Origin of the sequence: Acetobacterium malicum subsp. dehalogenans DSM 11527, from assembly GCF_000472665.1 — a bacterium.
Classification (GTDB): domain Bacteria; phylum Bacillota; class Clostridia; order Eubacteriales; family Eubacteriaceae; genus Acetobacterium; species Acetobacterium malicum.
In genome coordinates, this window is sequence record NZ_AXAC01000005.1 from 159,875 (window position 1) to 175,293 (window position 15,419).

General features: G+C 40.9%; 31 protein-coding genes. All 31 read right to left on the bottom strand.

What is annotated here, in order from left to right; genetic code table 11:
* Positions 1-11: 11 nt before the first annotated feature.
* A complete protein-coding gene (gene rpsK / locus A3KS_RS0102775; protein WP_026393612.1) occupies positions 12-404 on the bottom strand; it encodes a 30S ribosomal protein S11 in 393 nt (130 codons plus the stop codon).
* Between the two features lie 13 nt (positions 405-417).
* Complete coding sequence (rpsM, locus tag A3KS_RS0102780) at positions 418-780, bottom strand: 30S ribosomal protein S13 (RefSeq protein ID WP_026393613.1); 363 nt, start codon at positions 778-780, stop codon at positions 418-420.
* Positions 781-924: 144 nt separating this feature from the next.
* Positions 925-1,038: a 50S ribosomal protein L36 gene (gene rpmJ / locus A3KS_RS0102785; protein ID WP_013382261.1), complete on the bottom strand. Its 114-nt coding sequence runs from the start codon at positions 1,036-1,038 to the stop codon at positions 925-927.
* A gap of 13 nt (positions 1,039-1,051) precedes the next feature.
* Positions 1,052-1,279: a translation initiation factor IF-1 gene (gene infA, locus A3KS_RS0102790; protein ID WP_026393614.1), complete on the bottom strand. Its 228-nt coding sequence runs from the start codon at positions 1,277-1,279 to the stop codon at positions 1,052-1,054.
* 3 nt (positions 1,280-1,282) lie between these two features.
* Complete coding sequence (locus A3KS_RS0102795) at positions 1,283-1,585, bottom strand: KOW domain-containing RNA-binding protein (protein WP_026393615.1); 303 nt, start codon at positions 1,583-1,585, stop codon at positions 1,283-1,285.
* 12 nt (positions 1,586-1,597) lie between these two features.
* Positions 1,598-2,347, bottom strand: coding sequence for a type I methionyl aminopeptidase (gene map / locus A3KS_RS0102800; RefSeq protein ID WP_026393616.1), 750 nt, complete (start codon positions 2,345-2,347; stop codon positions 1,598-1,600).
* 2 nt (positions 2,348-2,349) lie between these two features.
* Positions 2,350-3,009, bottom strand: coding sequence for an adenylate kinase (locus tag A3KS_RS0102805; RefSeq protein WP_026393617.1), 660 nt, complete (start codon positions 3,007-3,009; stop codon positions 2,350-2,352).
* Positions 3,010-3,032: 23 nt separating this feature from the next.
* Entirely contained in the window at positions 3,033-4,292 is a 1,260-nt protein-coding gene (secY, locus tag A3KS_RS0102810; protein ID WP_026393618.1) for a preprotein translocase subunit SecY, read from the bottom strand.
* Position 4,293: 1 nt separating this feature from the next.
* The gene (gene rplO, locus A3KS_RS0102815; RefSeq protein WP_026393619.1) at positions 4,294-4,737 is read right to left on the bottom strand and encodes a 50S ribosomal protein L15; all 444 of its coding nucleotides are present in this window, start codon (positions 4,735-4,737) and stop codon (positions 4,294-4,296) included.
* 11 nt (positions 4,738-4,748) lie between these two features.
* On the bottom strand, positions 4,749-4,931 hold the full coding sequence (rpmD, locus tag A3KS_RS0102820) for a 50S ribosomal protein L30 (protein ID WP_026393620.1): 183 nt from the start codon (positions 4,929-4,931) through the stop codon (positions 4,749-4,751).
* A gap of 11 nt (positions 4,932-4,942) precedes the next feature.
* Entirely contained in the window at positions 4,943-5,449 is a 507-nt protein-coding gene (gene rpsE, locus A3KS_RS0102825) for a 30S ribosomal protein S5 (RefSeq protein WP_026393621.1), read from the bottom strand.
* A 17-nt stretch (positions 5,450-5,466) separates the two neighbouring features.
* The gene (gene rplR, locus A3KS_RS0102830) at positions 5,467-5,835 is read right to left on the bottom strand and encodes a 50S ribosomal protein L18 (RefSeq protein WP_026393622.1); all 369 of its coding nucleotides are present in this window, start codon (positions 5,833-5,835) and stop codon (positions 5,467-5,469) included.
* A gap of 40 nt (positions 5,836-5,875) precedes the next feature.
* Positions 5,876-6,412, bottom strand: coding sequence for a 50S ribosomal protein L6 (rplF, locus tag A3KS_RS0102835; RefSeq protein ID WP_026393623.1), 537 nt, complete (start codon positions 6,410-6,412; stop codon positions 5,876-5,878).
* A 24-nt stretch (positions 6,413-6,436) separates the two neighbouring features.
* Positions 6,437-6,835 (bottom strand): 30S ribosomal protein S8, encoded by a 399-nt coding sequence (gene rpsH, locus A3KS_RS0102840; RefSeq protein ID WP_026393624.1) that lies wholly within the window; start codon positions 6,833-6,835, stop codon positions 6,437-6,439.
* Between the two features lie 33 nt (positions 6,836-6,868).
* Entirely contained in the window at positions 6,869-7,054 is a 186-nt protein-coding gene (locus A3KS_RS23050) for a type Z 30S ribosomal protein S14 (protein WP_084504860.1), read from the bottom strand.
* A 13-nt stretch (positions 7,055-7,067) separates the two neighbouring features.
* On the bottom strand, positions 7,068-7,610 hold the full coding sequence (gene rplE / locus A3KS_RS0102845) for a 50S ribosomal protein L5 (RefSeq protein ID WP_026393625.1): 543 nt from the start codon (positions 7,608-7,610) through the stop codon (positions 7,068-7,070).
* Between the two features lie 20 nt (positions 7,611-7,630).
* The gene (gene rplX, locus A3KS_RS0102850) at positions 7,631-7,945 is read right to left on the bottom strand and encodes a 50S ribosomal protein L24 (protein WP_026393626.1); all 315 of its coding nucleotides are present in this window, start codon (positions 7,943-7,945) and stop codon (positions 7,631-7,633) included.
* A gap of 14 nt (positions 7,946-7,959) precedes the next feature.
* Positions 7,960-8,328, bottom strand: a complete 369-nt coding sequence (rplN, locus tag A3KS_RS0102855; RefSeq protein ID WP_026393627.1) for a 50S ribosomal protein L14 — start codon at positions 8,326-8,328, stop codon at positions 7,960-7,962.
* A 27-nt stretch (positions 8,329-8,355) separates the two neighbouring features.
* Positions 8,356-8,613: a 30S ribosomal protein S17 gene (gene rpsQ / locus A3KS_RS0102860; RefSeq protein WP_026393628.1), complete on the bottom strand. Its 258-nt coding sequence runs from the start codon at positions 8,611-8,613 to the stop codon at positions 8,356-8,358.
* A 28-nt stretch (positions 8,614-8,641) separates the two neighbouring features.
* A complete protein-coding gene (gene rpmC / locus A3KS_RS0102865) occupies positions 8,642-8,845 on the bottom strand; it encodes a 50S ribosomal protein L29 (RefSeq protein ID WP_026393629.1) in 204 nt (67 codons plus the stop codon).
* On the bottom strand, positions 8,842-9,282 hold the full coding sequence (rplP, locus tag A3KS_RS23890) for a 50S ribosomal protein L16 (RefSeq protein WP_026393630.1): 441 nt from the start codon (positions 9,280-9,282) through the stop codon (positions 8,842-8,844). The genes rpmC and rplP overlap by 4 nt, the downstream gene beginning before the upstream one ends.
* A gap of 18 nt (positions 9,283-9,300) precedes the next feature.
* Entirely contained in the window at positions 9,301-10,026 is a 726-nt protein-coding gene (gene rpsC / locus A3KS_RS23895) for a 30S ribosomal protein S3 (RefSeq protein WP_026393631.1), read from the bottom strand.
* Between the two features lie 11 nt (positions 10,027-10,037).
* A complete protein-coding gene (gene rplV / locus A3KS_RS0102880; protein ID WP_026393632.1) occupies positions 10,038-10,373 on the bottom strand; it encodes a 50S ribosomal protein L22 in 336 nt (111 codons plus the stop codon).
* An 18-nt stretch (positions 10,374-10,391) separates the two neighbouring features.
* On the bottom strand, positions 10,392-10,670 hold the full coding sequence (gene rpsS, locus A3KS_RS0102885) for a 30S ribosomal protein S19 (protein ID WP_026393633.1): 279 nt from the start codon (positions 10,668-10,670) through the stop codon (positions 10,392-10,394).
* 41 nt (positions 10,671-10,711) lie between these two features.
* Positions 10,712-11,545, bottom strand: coding sequence for a 50S ribosomal protein L2 (gene rplB / locus A3KS_RS0102890; RefSeq protein ID WP_026393634.1), 834 nt, complete (start codon positions 11,543-11,545; stop codon positions 10,712-10,714).
* 55 nt (positions 11,546-11,600) lie between these two features.
* Positions 11,601-11,891: a 50S ribosomal protein L23 gene (gene rplW / locus A3KS_RS0102895; RefSeq protein ID WP_026393635.1), complete on the bottom strand. Its 291-nt coding sequence runs from the start codon at positions 11,889-11,891 to the stop codon at positions 11,601-11,603.
* Entirely contained in the window at positions 11,891-12,511 is a 621-nt protein-coding gene (gene rplD / locus A3KS_RS0102900) for a 50S ribosomal protein L4 (RefSeq protein ID WP_026393636.1), read from the bottom strand. Before rplD ends, rplW begins: the two co-directional genes overlap by 1 nt.
* Before the next feature lie 29 nt (positions 12,512-12,540).
* Complete coding sequence (rplC, locus tag A3KS_RS0102905) at positions 12,541-13,170, bottom strand: 50S ribosomal protein L3 (RefSeq protein WP_026393637.1); 630 nt, start codon at positions 13,168-13,170, stop codon at positions 12,541-12,543.
* 53 nt (positions 13,171-13,223) lie between these two features.
* Positions 13,224-13,532, bottom strand: coding sequence for a 30S ribosomal protein S10 (gene rpsJ / locus A3KS_RS0102910; RefSeq protein ID WP_014357213.1), 309 nt, complete (start codon positions 13,530-13,532; stop codon positions 13,224-13,226).
* Positions 13,533-13,838: 306 nt separating this feature from the next.
* Positions 13,839-14,705, bottom strand: a complete 867-nt coding sequence (locus A3KS_RS0102915; RefSeq protein ID WP_084504861.1) for a DegV family protein — start codon at positions 14,703-14,705, stop codon at positions 13,839-13,841.
* 172 nt (positions 14,706-14,877) lie between these two features.
* Positions 14,878-15,419: EF-Tu C-terminal domain-related protein (locus tag A3KS_RS0102920; protein ID WP_026393639.1), on the bottom strand; the 542-nt coding region annotated here is incomplete at its 5' end.

Genomic DNA, 15,419 nt, shown 5'->3' on the forward strand with positions numbered 1-15,419 from the left:
TCGCCCTCCTATTATACTCGTCGTCGCTTAGGTGGTCGACAACCGTTATGTGGAATAGGCGTAACATCGCGGATCAGGGTAATTTCCAATCCAGCCGCCTGTAAGGCTCGAATTGCTGCCTCACGTCCGGAACCAGGGCCTTTGACTAAAACTTCTACGCTTTTAAGTCCATGCTCCATGGCCGCTTTTGCTGCTTCTTCTGCTGCCATTTGAGAAGCAAAAGGAGTGCTTTTTCGCGATCCTTTAAAACCTAATCCACCAGAACTTGCCCATGAAAGAGCATTTCCTGACATATCTGTAATGGTAACAATGGTATTATTGAAAGAAGATTGAATATGGGCCTGGCCACGTTCGATATTCTTTTTGACTTTTTTAACTTTTCTTCGTGCTTTTTTAACTGCCATTCTTTAGCCCTCCTTATTTCTTTTTGCTTACGAGACGTTTAGGACCTTTTCGTGTTCTGGCATTAGTTTTAGTCTTTTGCCCTCTAACAGGAAGTCCTCGACGATGACGTAATCCTCTATAAGATCCAATTTCGATCAGTCGTTTAATGTTTAAGTTGACTTCTCTACGAAGGTCACCTTCAACGGTGTATGTATCAATCGTATTTCTCAGATCATTCACTTCAGTTTCAGTAAGATCTTTAACTCTGGTATCTGGATTGATATTTAAAGTTTTTAAGATTTCTAATGATGTTGAATGTCCGATACCATAAATATAAGTTAATCCAATTTCTACCCGCTTATCTCGGGGCAAATCGACTCCGGCAATTCTTGCCATAGGGTGTGTACCTCCTAAATTGTTTTCTAAATGCTGGTAATTCTATCAAGCTAGTGACGTAACTGATTCATCCCAGGGTGTTTTTATATCATGAACATGACTAAAATTGCCGCGGTCATGTTCTTTTTTTCTGGACTCGACGGTTTAACCTTGTTTTTGTTTGTGTTTTGGATTTTCGCAAATAACCATAACACGACCATTTCTCTTAATAATTTTGCATTTTTCACAAATCGGTTTTACTGATGGTCTAACTTTCATTTGTATGCCTCCTTTATGATTTCCCTTTTCCACGCCATACGATACGCCCGCGGGTCAAATCATATGGGGATAATTCAACAACTACCTTATCTCCCGGTAAAATTCTAATGTAATTCATGCGAAGTTTTCCCGAAATATGTGCAGTTATCTGATGTCCATTTTCCAATTCAACTAAGAAAATAGTGTTTGGTAATGACTCAACAACTGAGCCTTCTACCTCGATAACATCTTTTTTGGCCATTGATCAAACCTCCTCACGATTCTCATCCCCAATACCATCAGGCATGTGATAGGACTCGAGTATTTTTCTTATCTCAGCGTTAGTTATCTTTTTTCCATTTAATATTTTATCACGAATATCTGTGGCTATGTGATTCGTCTTCGCCAAGTGTTTGACCTTTTTTCTCTTTGGATTACTCACTTTTCGAAGCTTTCCATTCGATACAGTGGTGAAATGGTCGTCCACCACTTCAATAACCACCATAAACTGACCTTTATCCCGGCCAGCTGTAGAACGAACCACCTGTCCAACTTTAAATTCATTCATCCAACCACCAACTTACATCACAGTTAAAAGTTCGGGATCGCCGGTTCCGGTAATCAGAATGGTGTGCTCATAATGTGAAGAGAGCTTACCATCTGTGGTCACCACCGTCCATCCATCTTTTAATGTAACGACGTCAAAAGTTCCGGCATTTACCATTGGTTCAATAGCCAGGGTCATCCCCTGTCGCAGCCGGGGACCTCGGCCTTTAGGGCCATAATTGGGAATTGGTGGATCTTCGTGCATTTGCTTTCCAACTCCATGCCCGACATAGTCGCGAACAACAGAAAATCCGTTTTCCTCAACATATTTCTGGATGGCATTTGAAATATCTGACAACCGATAACCTTCCTTTGCATAGGTGATTCCTTTATAAAAGGACTCCCGGGTGACCCTGATCAGTTTTTCTGCTTCTTCTGAAATATTACCTACTCCATGGGTCACAGCTGCGTCGCCAACGTAACCGTTGTATGTAGCGCCAATGTCAATACTGATGATGTCACCATCCTGCAATAGTCGTTTCTCGGGAATCCCATGGACAACCACTTCATTAATTGAAGCACAGATTGAGTTCGGGAATCCGCCATAGCCTTTGAATGTTGGAATCGCTCCTGCATCGCGAATATACTGTTCGACTGCATGATCCAGTTCTTGTGTTGATACCCCAGGTTTGATCATTTTTCCAGCCAAAGCATGGGCGCATGCCACAATCTTGCCAGCATGACGCATCAGATCAATTTCCTTTTGGGATTTTATGGTTATCATCTTTAATTAACTCCACTCAGGATTTCTTCGATGTTTTCAAAAACGTCGTTCATATGCTGCAGACCATTAATATTGATGATCTTTTGCTTGTCTTCATAGAACTCAATTAACGGCTCGGTCTGATCCTGATAAACTTGAATTCGTTTCTTTACTGTCTCAACTTTGTCGTCGTCCCGCTGGTATAATGGTGTTCCGTCTAAATCACAGACACCGTCAACCTTTGGTTTACTGTACTTGATATGATAGGTTGCATGGCAGGTCGGGCAAATCCGTCGGCCTGAGACACGTTCAATCAAAATATCGAACGGTACCTCAAGATTGATTGCAAAATCCAACTCACAGTCCCGTTTAGCATTGATTCGACATAGGGCTTCAGCCTGATGCACCGTCCGGGGAAATCCGTCTAGTAAATATCCGTAACCAGCGGCCAGTACATCATCATGGGTCAACCGATCTTCAACCATATCGATAACTAAATCATCAGGTACCAAAAGGCCTTGTGACATATATTCTTTTGCTTTTTTGCCTAATGGTGTATCCTTACTCATGTTATCTCTAAAGAGATCACCGGTTGAAATGTGCGGGATTTGATAGGTTTCGCAAATGCGCTTAGCCTGTGTCCCTTTGCCAGCTCCCGGAGGTCCTAATAATACAATTCTCATTTTTCACTTAACTCCAGTTCATTTTAAGATTTTAAAAATCCCTGATGGTGTCTCATCATCATTTCTGCTTCAATCTGTTTAACCGTTTCAAGGGCTACCCCAACAACAATCAGCAGACTTGTACCGCCGAATTGAAGATTGACACCCATAAAATTACCTACAAAAATAGGAATAACAGCAATGATCGCTAAAAAGACGCCACCAAATAATGTTAATCGGTTCATAATTCTCGACAAGTACTCCACGGTTGGTTTTCCTGGTCTGATCCCAGGAATATAACCGCCTTGTTTCTTGATATTTTCTGCAATATCAAACGGATTAAATGTTACAGCTGTATAGAAATAGGTAAACGCAATTATTAGTGTGATGTAAATAATATTAGTAAGCCAGGATCCCCAGGCTAAATAGGTTGAAATAAAATTTGCAAAGGCCGATGTTGGAAAAAAGCTGGCAATTGTGGCCGGAAATAAGGTTAACGAACTGGCAAAGATTACCGGAATAACGCCTGCCATATTCACTCGCATCGGAATGTGAGTTGTTTGTCCACCATACATTTTTCTGCCAACAACTCGTTTTGCATATTGAACCGGGATACGTCGCTGTCCTTCCTGAACTGCCACCACACCAAACACAACCACAACAATGAAGACCAGAAATACGATCAAAGTGATAATATTCAGTGTTCCAATGGTAAGGTATTGGTACATTTGGCCAATTGCAGATGGAATCCGGGAAATGATACTGATGAAGATAATCAGTGAGATACCGTTACCGATACCATTCTCAGTGATTTGTTCACCCAGATACATTAAAAACGCAGTCCCTGCGGTAATACATAAAACAACAGTAAATACGGTAAATGGTGTTTTATCAATTAGCAAATCACCGAAGGATAAGCTCATTCCCAGAGCCTGGATCAGCGCCAGAATAATGGTCAGGTAACGGGTATACTGAGCCAGTTTTTTCCGCCCCTCTTCACCTTCTTTTTGAAGCGCTTCCAGCGCTGGAATGGCAAATGCTAATAGGTTCATGATAATTGATGCATTAATATACGGCGTGATACTCATGGCAAAAATAGTAAAATTACCAAAGTTACCGCCGGATATAATATCAAACAGACCAAAAATCCCACTATCATTGACGAGTTGGCTTAGCTGTTCGGTATCAATAAATGGAACCGGTATGAAGGATCCCAAACGATATACAAACAGCAGCGCTAACGTAATTATTATCTTTCGTCGTAGATCTGGAATTTTCCAAGCATCCTTCAAGGTAGAGACCATACTAGATCACCTCTACCTTTCCTCCTCCAGCGAGAATTTTCTCCTCAGCTGATTTGCTGATTTTATGTGCCTTAATGGTAAATGCCTTTTCAACTTCTCCGTTTCCAAGGATCTTCAGACCATCATTTAATTTGCGGATAAATCCGTATTCCAGCAATAATTCTGGGGTAATCACTGTGTTTGCATCAAATACATTCAGTTCTCCCACATTGACTATTGCAAAAGTTTTTTTGAATCGGGCGTTTGAAAAACCACGTTTTGGTAAACGACGTGCCAATGGCATTTGTCCACCTTCAAAACCTGGTCGCACACCACCACCGGAACGTGATTTTTGTCCATCCTGTCCACGACCAGCAGTTTTTCCAAGACCAGAACCAGTACCGCGTCCTTTTCTCTTGGGTGCCTTTTTTGAACCTGGGGCTGGACTTAAAGTATGTAACTTCATATTGACACCTCCTATACTTCTTTTACTTCGAGCATGAAGTCTGTTATATGAATCATGCCACGAATCTGAGGAGTATCATTATGAGTTACCGTCTGGCCAATTTTCTTCAGGCCTAAAGCTTGAATGGTAGCCCGTTGTTTCGGGTTGCGACCAATTAAACTTTTCTTTAGTGTAATTTCTAATTGCTTAGCCATAATGATTCCTCCTAATCTAAAATTTCTTCAGGTTTTTTACCGCGTTTTACTGCTACTTCTTCAAGTGTAGTCAGTTCTGCAAGGCCTGCCATTGTAGCATTAACCATGTTACGGGCATTGTTTGATCCTAAAGATTTAGTACGAATATCTCTGATACCAGCTAATTCCAATACCGCACGGACAGGTCCGCCAGCAATAACTCCAGTACCTTTTCCGGCAGGTTTCAGTAATACATGACCTGCGCCAGCTTCACCATTGACTAAGTGAGGAATGGTTGTTCCAACCATTGGCACTTTGATTAATGATTTTTTTGCTGCATCGATACCTTTACGAATCGCATCTGGAATTTCCATCGCTTTTCCTTTACCGACGCCAACATGACCGTTTTCGTCTCCAACAATCACAAGACAGCTGAATCTGAAGTTACGACCACCTTTAACAACCTTAGTTACACGGTTGATGGCAACGACTTTTTCCTTCAAATCTAATGTACTTGGATCGATTTTTTTGTTTTGCATCAAATGACCTCCTTTACTTAGAATTTCAGGCCGGCTTCACGAGCGCCGTCAGCCAATTCTTTTACTCTACCATGATATACGTAACCGCCTCGATCAAATACCACTGCTTCGATGCCTTTTTCAAGCGCACGTTTGGCAATTGCCTGACCTACGGCTTTAGCTGCTGCTTTATCTCCACCTTTTGACAGCTGACCTTTAAGATCAGAGTCATTGGAAGAAGCAGAAACCAATGTGATACCTTTAGTATCATCTATAATTTGAGCATAAATATTTTTATTACTTCTAAATACATTTAAGCGTGGTCTCATTTCAGTTCCTGAAACTTTGTTTCGGACCCGATAGTGACGTGCAACACGTATTTTATTTTTAATGGGTTTCTTAATCATCGAGTTTTACTCCCTTCATCATCTTTGACGGGCTAGCAGGTTATTTACCTGTTTTACCTTCTTTACGTCGAATTACTTCGTCAGAATATCGTACGCCATGACCCTTATAAGGTTCTGGTGGGCGTTTTGCTCGAATATTGGCGGCATGCGCGCCAACGGCTTCTTTGCTAATGCCTTTAATTACGACTTTAGTATTAGTTTCTGGAACAGCTTCTACGCCTTCAGGATCTTCCATCTCAACGGGATGTGAGTATCCTAAATTCATCACTAACTTGGTTCCTTTTTTCTCTGCTCTATATCCTACTCCACTGATTTCCAGGGTTCTTGTAAAGCCGCTGCTGACACCAGTAACCATGTTTTGAATTAAAGCCCGGGTTAAACCGTGAAGCGATTTATGCAGCTTACTTTCAGATGGTCGGGTGACAACGACTTCGCTATCTTGGACATCGATGATGACATCAGGATGAAAAGTTCTAACTAGTTGTCCTAATGGACCTTTGACTGTCAAAGTCTGACCGTCTTTTTTAATGTCGACTCCTGGGAGGATTGCAACGGGTGCTTTTCCTACTCTTGACATCTTTTTACCTCCTGTCTTAATTTGTTACCAAACGTAACATATCACTTCGCCGCCAACGCCGGCTTTTCTTGCTTTTTTATCTGTCATTACGCCTTTTGATGTAGAAACGATGGCAATGCCAAGGCCGTTTAATACTTTTGGCACATCGTCTTTACCGGCATATACTCTTAAACCTGGTTTGGAGATTCTTTTGATGCCTGCAACGACACGACTTTTGTTTTCTCCGTATTTGAGTGTAATTTTAATTACGCCTTGCTTTTCATCAGCAATGTAATCAACTTTAGTAATATAACCTTCTTCTAAAAGAATTTGAGCAATTGCTTTCTTTTCTTTTGAAGCAGGCATCTCAACTGTTTTATGACCTGCATCATTTGCATTTCTGATGCGTGTTAACATATCCGCAATAGGATCAGTCATAACCATACTCGGTACCTCCTTTTCTTTGCCAGTTTGTTTTTACCAGCTTGCTTTTCTTACGCCAGGGATTTCGCCTTTATATGCTAATTCTCGGAAACATATACGACAAATGCCAAATTTCTGTAAAACAGAGTGTGGTCGACCACAAATTCGGCAGCGTGTATACGCCTGAGTTGAATATTTTGCTTTGCGTTGTTGTTTTTCCTTCATCGCTTTTTTTGCCACTGTACCGTCCTCCTTATGCTCTACTGAATGGAATGCCAAGCAGTCTTAACAGTTCGTGAGCTTCTTCATCTGTATTTGCCGTTGTGACAAACATGATATCCATGCCTCGGACTTGTTCAACCTTGTCATAATCAATTTCAGGGAAAATGAGCTGTTCTTTTATACCAAAAGCATAATTACCACGTCCGTCAAAGGATTTGTTGGACAAACCTCTGAAGTCACGTACTCGAGGAAGGGCAACGTTGAATAACTTATCGGTAAATTCGTACATACGATCACTTCTCAAAGTTACTTTCGCTCCAATGTTCATGCCTTCTCGGACTTTAAAGTTGGCAACTGACTTTTTCGCCTTTGTTATTACTGGTCGTTGACCGGCAATAATTCCAAGGTCAATCACTGCGGCTTCTAAAGCTTTAGAGTTGTCTTTGCAATCTCCTAAACCCATATTGAGCACAACTTTTTCTAGTTTAGGAACTTCCATGATGTTTTTATATTGAAATTTTTCCATCATTGCTGGAATTACTTCAGTAAGATATTTATCTTTTAATCTGGGCATATTGGTCCTCCTTCCCGAAATTAATTATTAAATGTTTCATTACATTTTTTACAAAATCTGACTTTTTTTCCGTCGCCTAAAACTTTATGTCCGGTTCTAACACCCTTATCACATTTTGCACAGTAGAGTAACACGTTAGAGGCTTCAAGTGCGCCTTCTTGTCTTATTATTCCACCCTGTTGCATTTGTTGTGTTGGTTTCTGGTGTTTAGTAACCATGTTTACATTTTCCACAAGGACTTTTCCATCTTTAGGATAAGACTGAATCACTTTTCCTTTTTTTCCTTTGTCCTTACCGGAAATCACCATTACGATATCATCTTTTTTAATATGCATCTTTCATTTCCTCCTTAAAGTACTTCAGGAGCCAAAGATACGATTTTCATGTATTTCTTGTCCCTTAACTCTCTTGCGACAGGTCCAAAAATACGTGTACCTTTTGGGTTTTTATCATCTTTTATAAGAACCGCTGCATTCTGGTCGAATTTGATGTAACTGCCATCGTCTCTTCTAATTCCGCTCTTTGTTCTTACGACAACGGCTTTAACAACGTCGCCCTTTTTAACATCGCCACCGGGTGCAGCACTTTTAACAGCACACACGATAATGTCTCCGATATTTGCATATCGACGACCGGAACCACCAAGAACTCGGATGCACAGTAATTCCTTTGCACCGGTATTATCTGCTACTTTCAGTCTCGTTTCTTGTTGAATCATCCGAAATACCTCCTTCCGCACATTGACTTATAGTGCTTTTTCTACGATTTCTACTAATCTCCAGCGTTTGTCTTTGCTGAGTGGTCTTGTTTCCATTATTTTAACGGTATCACCGATATTACATTCGTTTTGTTCGTCATGGGCTTTGAACTTTACAGTGTGTTTGACTCGTTTTGAGTAAAGTGGATGTTTTACAAAGCTTTCAACAGCTACTACAATGGTTTTTTCCATTTTATCGCTGGTCACCTTACCGATTCGAGTTTTTCTGTAACCTCTTTCTTCCATAAGCTAAACCTCCTTATCTATTGGTTTATTATGCTTCATCCGACTTCATGGCACGTTCCTGGATAATTGTTTTGATCCGTGCATAAGTCTTCTTAACTTCTTTAATACGCATTGGGTTTTCCAACTGACCTGTCGCATGTTGAAATCTGAGGTTGAATAATTCTTCCTTCAGATCACCCAGTTTTGCTTCAAGCTCGATTGTTGTTAATTCTCTTAATTCACTTGGTTTCATGCTTCATCACCCACTTCTTGTGCTTCCTGATCTTTACGAGTGATAAATTTAGTTTTGATCGGTAATTTATGTTGAGCAAGACGCATGGCTTCCCGAGCTACTTCCTCAGAAATTCCGGCAATCTCAAACATTACTCTACCTGGTTTTACCACTGCAACCCAATACTCTGGAGAACCTTTACCGGAACCCATTCGAGTTTCTGCTGGTTTTTGTGTCACAGGTTTATCTGGGAATATTTTAATCCAAACCTGGCCACCTCTTTTAATATATCTGGTCATAGCAATACGGGCAGCTTCGATCTGATTAGCAGTAATCCATGCTGGCTCCAATGCTTGAATAGCGAAATCTCCGTAAGTGATTTTATTACCACGAAGCGCTTTTCCTTTCATACGACCTCTATGTTGTTTTCTACGTTTTACACGTTTAGGCATTAACATATGCGTTGGCCTCCTCTCTTAGTTTTCTGTCCTGTTAGTAGGAGCTTTTCGGCGTGGTGCGCTTTTTTTAGCTTTTGCGTCATCTTCAGCAGCTACTGCTAAAACATCTTCACGTCCAGTTAAAATCTCGCCTTTATTGACCCAAACTTTTACACCTAGTTTACCATAGGTGGTATCAGCTTCGGCAAAGCCATAGCTAATATCAGCTCGGAGGGTTTGAAGGGGAACCTGGCCCTGGGCATAATGTTCATTACGTGCCATTTCAGCCCCGTTTAAACGGCCGGCTACAGCAGTTTTAATTCCCTTAGCGCCAGCTCTCATGGTTCGCTGCATGGTTTGTTTCATTGCCCGTCGGAAAGAAATTCGTCGTTCCAGTTGCGCAGCAATGTTTTCAGCCACTAATTGAGCATCCATATCAACGTTTTTAACTTCAACGATGTTGATAAAAACGGTTTTCTTGGTCATTTTTTCAAGTTCAAGACGTAATGCATCAATACCTGCACCACCACGACCAATGATCATGCCTGGTTTTGCTGTATAGATATGAATCTTAACCTTGTTACCAAAACGTTCGATGACAATCTTAGAAATGCCCGCCTGGTATTGATTTACTTTTATATATTTACGAATATCATAATCTTCAATTAAACAATCTGCAAAATCCTTGTTGTTAGCAAACCACTTTGCATTCCAGTCCTTAATAACGCCAACTCTTAATCCGTGAGGATTGACTTTTTGACCCATCTATGCCCTCCTTACTCTTTTTCTTTTAATACGGCTGTAATGTGAGACGATCTTTTTCGAATAATTGTCGCACGTCCCTGTGCACCCGCTCTGAATCGTTTTAGTGTTGGACCCTGATTTGCATAAATCTGATCGATATATAAGTTTTCAGGATTCATGTTAAAATTATTTTCAGCATTTGCTAAAGCAGATTTTACAACTTTGTCAATTATTTTAGCTGCTTTATTTGGTGTTAATGCTAGAATACTTAATGCTTCTCCAAGACTTTTGCCTCGAATTAAATCAGCCACTAACTTAGCCTTTCTGGATGAAACACGTACATATTTAGCTGTCGCTCTTGCTTCCATTCGTATACCTCCTTCTGGCTATCTTAATTTAGATTTCTTTTCTCCAGCATGACCTCTAAAGGTTCTGGTTGGTGCAAACTCTCCTAGTTTGTGTCCTACCATATCCTCGGTAACATAAACTGGAACATGTTTTCTGCCATCATGAACTGCGATGGTGTGTCCTACCATTTGTGGGAAAAGTGTCGAGCTTCTCGACCAGGTCTTCAGCACATTCTTTTCACCTTTTTCGTTCATTGCTTCGATGCGTTTAAGTAACTTTTCGTCACAAAAAGGTCCTTTTTTTAATGATCTACCCATTATTCAACCTCCTCTCGGTTCGTTATCTTATGGTTGTATGCTTATTTTTTATTTCGTGATCTTACGATATATTTATCGGAAGGTTTGTTTTTCTTACGTGTTTTATAACCAAGTGCTGGTTTACCCCATGGTGTAACTGGGCCAGAACGTCCGATTGGAGCACGTCCTTCACCACCACCGTGTGGATGGTCATTCGGATTCATTACAGAACCACGTACAGTTGGGCGAATACCCATGTGACGTTTACGACCGGCTTTACCGATTCGAACATTCTGATGATCCAGGTTACCGACCTGGCCAATGGTTGCTCGACATTCAATTCGAACAAGTCTCATTTCGCCTGAAGGCAATCGCAGGGTTGCGTAATTTCCTTCTTTCGCCATCAGCTGAGCGCTGGCTCCGGCTGAACGAACCATTTGAGCACCTTTTCCGTTTTTGAGTTCAACACAGTGGACAGTTGTACCAACTGGGATGTTTTTCAGCGGCAAACAGTTACCCACAGTAATATCTGATTCTGGTCCAGAGAAAATAACATCTCCAACCTTTAACTTGAGTGGTGCAATAATATAACGTTTTTCACCATCAGCATAGTGAACAAGTGCTATATTTGAGCTGCGGTTTGGATCGTATTCAATTCCGGCAATTTTTCCCGGAATGTTATCTTTATTTCTTTTGAAGTCAATAATTCTGTATTTTCTTTTCGCTCCACCACCATGATGTCTGACGGTAATGCGTCCATATGCATTACGACCAGCATGTTTTTTAAGTGGCTTCAATAAGGATTTCTCAGGCTCATGCTTGGTGATTTCCTCGAATGTATTGACACTCATATTTCTACGTCCTGGGGACGTTGGTTTATACTTTCTAATACCCATTAATCGCTACCTCCTTTTTTTGTATGCTTCTCGGGTTGTAGTCTCGTTTGTTTGCTTATACGCCTTCGAAGAATTGGATACCCTTACTTCCGGGTGTTAATTTCACGATTGCTTTTTTCCAATCTGATCTTCGACCAACGAAACGTCCGGTTCTTTTCAGTTTTCCCTTCATATTCATAGTGCTCACTTTTTCAACTTGCACACCAAATATGACTTCTACTGCATTCTTGATTTCAATTTTATTCGCTCTTTTATCCACTTTAAATGTGAATTTTTTTTCTTCGGCATCGGCCATACTACGTTCGGTAATAATTGGCTTGATAATAATATCGCGAGGATTTTTCATTATGCGTATACCTCCTCAATTTTTTGTAATGCTTCCTGAGTCATGATCAACACGTCATATTTCAACATATCATATACGTTTAATTCGTTGACAGTAGTTGTTGCGACTTTTGGAATATTGTTTGCGGAACGGATAATTGCTTCGTTGTTTTCCGGAAGTACAATCAAGGCTTTTTGAGCATTGATATTGTTCAGCACGGCAATCATTTCTTTGGTTTTTGGAGCATCCATCACCAATTGATTTAATACGCGAAGTTCGTTGTCCTGAGCCTTTGCTGAAAATACAGATTTCATAGCTAAAGCTTTAACTTTTTTGTTAACTTTTTTGCTATAGTCTCTTGATTTTGGTGCAAAGATCACACCGCCGCCCTTCCATAATGGAGATCGGATGGTACCGGCACGAGCCCGGCCTGTTCCTTTTTGTCTCCAGGGTTTACGACCACCGCCACGGACTTCTGATCGAGTCAAGGCGGAACGTGTTCCCTGTCGTCTATTTGCAAGTAGTGCTACCACTACTTCATGTACTACGTGTTCGTTGGGTTCGATTCCGAAGATTCCTTCGCTTAATTCGACATCACCAACAACATTTCCTTTTACATCTAAAACGTCAATTTTAGGCATTTGATTTCCTCCTTTCAGGCTTGATTTTTTTATGCTTTAACACTGCTTTTAATTGTAATAAGTGCTCCTCTAATGCCTGGTACCGCACCCTTGATTAAGAGCACATTGTTTTCAACATCGACTTTAACAACTTCCAAATTAACTGCAGTTACATTTTTGTTCCCCATTTGGCCAGGAAGTTTCTTGCCTTTGAATACTCTTGAAGGCGAAGAAGATGCTCCCATGGAACCTGGTCTACGGTGATATTTGGAACCATGAGCCATTGGTCCTCGGGATTGGTTATGTCGTTTGATAACCCCCTGGAAACCCTTACCTTTTGATGTTCCTGAAATATCAACTCGTTCACCAGCTTCAAACACATCAGCCTGAATTAATTGACCGGTTTCATAACTTGCATAATCATCAAGTTTGAATTCCCGGATTACTTTTTTATACTCAACACTGTTTTTGTCATAGTGGCCTTTTAATGGTTTTGTCATTCGACGTTCTTTAACTTCACCAAAGGCCAATTGCAGTGCTTCATATCCATCAGTTTCGATGGTTTTCTTTTGAAGCACAACACAAGGTCCTGCTTCAACTACGGTAACTGGAATGACAGTTCCGTTGTCTGTGAAAATCTGGGTCATTCCAATTTTTCGTCCGATAATCGCTTTTTTCATTATTTCCTCCTAAATATCATTGGATTGCTGTGCAATCATAATACCAATGGGGTCTATAGTTTGATTTCTATATCAACGCCTGCTGGTAAGTTCAATCGCATTAATGCGTCTACGGTTTTTGGGGTTGGGTTTAAAATGTCAATTAACCGTTTATGTGTGCGCATTTCAAATTGCTCTCTGGAATCCTTATACTTGTGCACTGCTCGAAGAATCGTGATGATTTCTTTGTCTGTTGGCAGTGGCACTGGACCAGATACGCTCGCACCTGTTCTCTTTGCTGTTTCAACAATTCGTTCAGCAGATTGATCTAAAAGTTTGTGATCAAACGCTTTTAATCTGATTCTGATTTTTTGTTTTGCCATACCTAAATTTTACCTCCTTATCAATTTTTACTCGTCATTTAGGTACTCCAACCACTCGTCAACCCATCCGGGTGTTTCATCATTATTTTTTTAGCAAAATGACGGATCATTTTGCAAAAATCAGATGATTTTAAGTGGTTGTCGTCCGATTCAAAGATCGTGACATACTCCATGAGAAAACCTGTCTAAGGCGACAGCAACCTCTCACTTCATCGCAGAGTGTCAACCTTTCACATTATACAAGAAAAAAACGCCTTTGGCAAGCGTTTTTTCATATTTTACAACTATTTTCAATTTTATTTTTTCTTACTTCAATATTTCTTCCGGTCGCGTGTCCAGAAAATAAATTCCTGTCCCCTGCAAACCCAGATGAGCTGCCAGAACACAGCCAATCGGGACTGGTTCAATGTTCTTAACTCCCATCAAACGAAGCGCCGCCTCATATTCTTCAACCGGCTTCATTGAGCCAGTGTAGGCAATACCAACGTTCTGCTCCAAATAACCGGCAATATTTTCTGCTGTTTTATCGATAATCGTCTTTTGCGCTTTTTTCGTTCCCCGGGACTTGCCGATAATTTTCAGTTCCCCTTCTTCCACCGAAACGATCGGATGAATTTTCAGGAACCCACCAACAACAGCCGTACCTTTCGATACCCGCCCACCCATATAGAGCCAGTTAAGATCTTCGATACTGAAATAAAAATGGGCATGGGGAATAAATTTGACAGCCGCAGTGGCCAGATAATCGAGATCTTTGCCCTGATCGATCAGCTTCAACAACTCCACTGCAATCAAACCAATGCTCCCGCCACTGTGGAGACTGTCGACGATCCGACATTTGAAGTCAGGATATTTTTCCATCACATCTCTTAGAATCAGGCAAGAGGTTTCATAGCTCCCTGACAGTTTTGACGTAAATGCCAGATAAAGGCATTCCACATTGTTTTTTGCACAATCTTCAAAATACTCCATGAAGTCCCCCGGATTCACCTGGGATGTGGTCGGAACAATACCCTGCTCCATAAATTTATTCATACCGTCCAGATCAATTTCCCGCTTATCACGATAGGCTATGCCTTCAATAATAACATTCAACGAAACCATGTCCAGCTTGGGGTGATTTACAAAATCCTTTGGCAGGTCGCACATACTGTCAACTAAGAGTCTAATCATTTCTCACTTCTTTCCAATTGCTGCCAGCAATTTTCAACTTATCTATGCAATTTATCATTTTCTTCGAATTCATATTTTATCACTATCTTTAAAAATTAACAACATGCAAGTAAAAAAAACCGCCCTATTCAGGACGGTTAATTCTTTATTTATTTAATATCTTATATTTTGATTAATCAGCTAACATTTTGGCTACTACACCAGAACCAACGGTACGTCCGCCTTCACGAATCGCGAAACGTAAACCTTCTTCGATCGCGATTGGCGTGATCAGAGTGATTTCCATTTGCACGTTATCGCCAGGCATTACCATTTCTACGCCTTCTGGTAATTTGATGATACCAGTTACGTCAGTTGTTCTGAAGTAGAACTGTGGTCGGTAGCCATCGAAGAATGGAGTATGACGTCCGCCTTCTTCTTTGGTTAAGACATATACTTCTGATTGATAATGGGTATGTGGTTTGATGGAACCTGGCTTAGCCAGTACCTGACCACGTTCGATTTGAGTACGGTCAACACCACGNANTAANGCGCCTACGTTGTCGCCTGATCGGCCTTCGTCCAGTAATTTACGGAACATTTCGATTCCGGTTACAACTGTTTTTCGAACGTCATGAATCCCGACGATTTCAACTTCTTCGCCGACTTTAACAATCCCACGTTCGATACGTCCGGTTGCTACGGTACCACGACCAGTGATTGAGAAGACATCTT